The 2,330-nt window shown below is 72.4% G+C and carries 3 protein-coding genes; all 3 read right to left on the bottom strand.

Going from position 1 to position 2,330, the window contains the following annotated elements:
• Window positions 1-16: 16 nt before the first annotated feature.
• The 3 genes from STRAU_RS29315 to STRAU_RS29305 are packed head-to-tail and all read right to left on the bottom strand — an operon-like array spanning window position 17 to window position 2,282.
• Window positions 17-250, bottom strand: coding sequence for an acyl carrier protein (locus STRAU_RS29315; RefSeq protein ID WP_016644042.1), 234 nt, complete (start codon window positions 248-250; stop codon window positions 17-19).
• Window positions 251-264: 14 nt separating this feature from the next.
• Window positions 265-1,284, bottom strand: coding sequence for a beta-ketoacyl-ACP synthase III (locus STRAU_RS29310; protein ID WP_016644041.1), 1,020 nt, complete (start codon window positions 1,282-1,284; stop codon window positions 265-267).
• The gene (locus STRAU_RS29305; RefSeq protein ID WP_037662717.1) at window positions 1,281-2,282 is read right to left on the bottom strand and encodes a ferritin family protein; all 1,002 of its coding nucleotides are present in this window, start codon (window positions 2,280-2,282) and stop codon (window positions 1,281-1,283) included. The genes STRAU_RS29310 and STRAU_RS29305 overlap by 4 nt, the downstream gene beginning before the upstream one ends.
• Window positions 2,283-2,330: the final 48 nt, after the last annotated feature.

Here is a 2,330-nt window from a genome sequence, read left to right as displayed (position 1 = left end):
CGGGTGTGGCGGGGGGTCAGGCGGCGGCCGCGCGGCGCTGGGTCATCATCCGGGCCATCTCGCCGATGGTCTCGGCCTCGATCAGCTCGTCGTCGCTGATCTTGATGCCGTAGTCCTTCTCCAGGAGCATGGACAGCTCGACCACCGCCAGGGAGTCCAGCTCGGCCTCTTCGCAGGTGGCGTCCTCGGTGATCTTCTCGGGGGAGACCTTGAGCATGGCGACCAGGATCTCTTTGAGGGTGTCGAACATGACGGGGTTTCCTTTCAGGGCGTCGGCGCGGTGCGGGGGAGGTCGGGCCAGGTGAGGGTGGCCGCGCCCCAGGACAGCCCGCCGCCGAAGGCGGTGAGCAGGACCCGGTGGCCGGCCCTGAGGGAGCCGTCGGCCGCACTGTGGGCGAGCAGGGTGGGCAGGGAGGCCACGGCGGTGTTGGCGACCTCGGCGATGTTGGACAGCTGCCGTTCGGGCGCGAAGCCGAGTTCGTCGGCGACGGCGGCCAGGATGCGCAGGTTGGCCTGGTGGGCGCAGAGCCGGTCGACGTCGGCGAGGTCCCAGCCGGCCTGCTCGACGGCCTGGCGGGAGGCTTCGCTCATCCGGCATACGGCGTGCCGGAAGGTCTCGCGGCCGTTCATCCGGAAGTACACGTCGCCGGGGTCGGGCTGCTTGCTGGGCGGGGCGGTGGAGCGTGAGCGGGAGCCGCCGGCGGGGACCTGGATGAGGTCGGCCAGGGAGCCGTCGCTGCCCAGGACGGGCATGCCGATGGCCCCCGGCTCGTCCGCGCGGCCGGCGCGCAGCACCACCGCGCCGGCCGCGTCGCCGAACAGGACCACGGTGGCGCGGTCGTCGGGGTCGACCATGGTGGTGAAGGCGTCCGCGCCGATCAGCAGGACCCGCCGCGCGGCGCCGGCGGCGATCAGCCCGGCCGCGCAGCTGAGGCCGTAGAGGAATCCGGCGCAGGCCGCGGACAGGTCGAAGGCGGCGCCGGTGCCCAGGCCGAGCCGGGTGGCGATCTCCGGTGCGGTGGGCGGCACTTGCCGGTCGGGGGTGGTGGTGGCCAGGATCAGCGCGTCCACGCCGCCGCCCCCGGCCGATGCCAGGGCGCGCCGGCCGGCTTCGACGGCGAGGTCGGAGGTGGCATCGCCGGGCTCGACGACGTGGCGCACCGACATGCCGGTGCGGGTGCGGATCCACTCGTCGCTGGTGTCCAGGCGCGCGCTCAGGTCGGCGTTGGTGACCACTGTGGGCGGCAGGTAGGAGCCGATGCCCACGATGACGGCGGACTTCATGCCCGCGCCTTTTCCGCGGGGCTGGTGAGGGCTTCGAGGGGCAGGCCCATGTAGGCCATCCGGGACTCAGCCATCTCATCGGTCCAGCGTTCGGCCATGTCGTAGCGCTGTTCGGGGGTGGTGTCCAGCAGGCGGGTGCCGGGCCAGATCTCGTAGTCGCCGATTTTGTCGGCGTGTTCGGCCATGCCCTGCTGGAAGAGTTCCTCGCGGTGGATGACGAACTTGCGGTCGTCGATCTCGTCCCACAGCCGCACCCCGGCGGCCAGGATCTCCATCAGCCGGGGCCGGTACTCGGGGTGGGCGCGCAGGTGGTCGCGCAGGATGGTGCTGGCGACGGTGAGGTGGCGGATCTCGTCGATGGCGGTGCCGCGGGAGATCTCGCCGGTGGCCGGGGACAGCGGGGTCCACTTGCGTTCGCTGAGCTCGGCGGCCGGGGCCAGGACGCCCTCGATGACGATGGCGAAGACCGCGACGCCGCCGGGGAAGTCGCGCTGGGTCTGGACGATGTCGAGGGTGAAGTCGATGACCGGCTGCAGCACTTCGCGCTGGTAGTCGGCGGCCATGTCCTGGATGTCACGCAGCAGGGTCGCCTCCGGCATGCCCAGCTCCACCAGGTGGTTGCGGAACACCCGGGCGTGGCGGGCCTCGTCGATGAGCTGGGTGGCGTAGAACTCCAGCTCCTCGATGCCCGGGGCGATGGCCACGTAGGGGGCCAGGATGCGGGTGGCGACCTCCTCGGACAGGCCGCGCAGGCCGAACTCCAGGACGAGGGCCTCGCGCAGCGGGCCCGGCGCCCTGAGGAAGTCCGGCACGGCCGCGTTCTCGTGGTGGCCGCTGACCCCGCGCTCGCGCAGGGTGCCCTGGGCGACCTGGGTGATCCAGTAGGCGAGGTTGCACTCCTTGGGCCCGAGGGTGAGTTCCTTGGCGCCGTCCAGCAGACCAGGAGCGGTGTCCCAGTCTGCCTCCCGTGCCACGGTGCTTGGCGGGGAACCGGTCATGGCGGGTGGTGCTCCTTGTCTGCGGCGGGGCGGGGGCGGGGGCGGGGG

It is taken from the genome of Streptomyces aurantiacus JA 4570 (assembly GCF_000414115.1).
In the GTDB taxonomy this organism is placed as follows: domain Bacteria; phylum Actinomycetota; class Actinomycetes; order Streptomycetales; family Streptomycetaceae; genus Streptomyces; species Streptomyces aurantiacus_A.
Note: the sequence above shows the minus strand (reverse complement) of the source record. Positions and strands in the feature narration are given on the sequence as shown.

Bases quoted from the DNA above. Each gene is read 5' to 3' on its own strand.
- STRAU_RS29315 (WP_016644042.1), bottom strand. From the start codon at position 250: ATGTTCGACACCCTCAAAGAGATCCTGGTCGCCATGCTCAAGGTCTCC.
- STRAU_RS29310 (WP_016644041.1), bottom strand. From the start codon at position 1,284: ATGAAGTCCGCCGTCATCGTGGGCATCGGCTCCTACCTGCCGCCCACA.
- STRAU_RS29305 (WP_037662717.1), bottom strand. From the start codon at position 2,282: ATGACCGGTTCCCCGCCAAGCACCGTGGCACGGGAGGCAGACTGGGAC.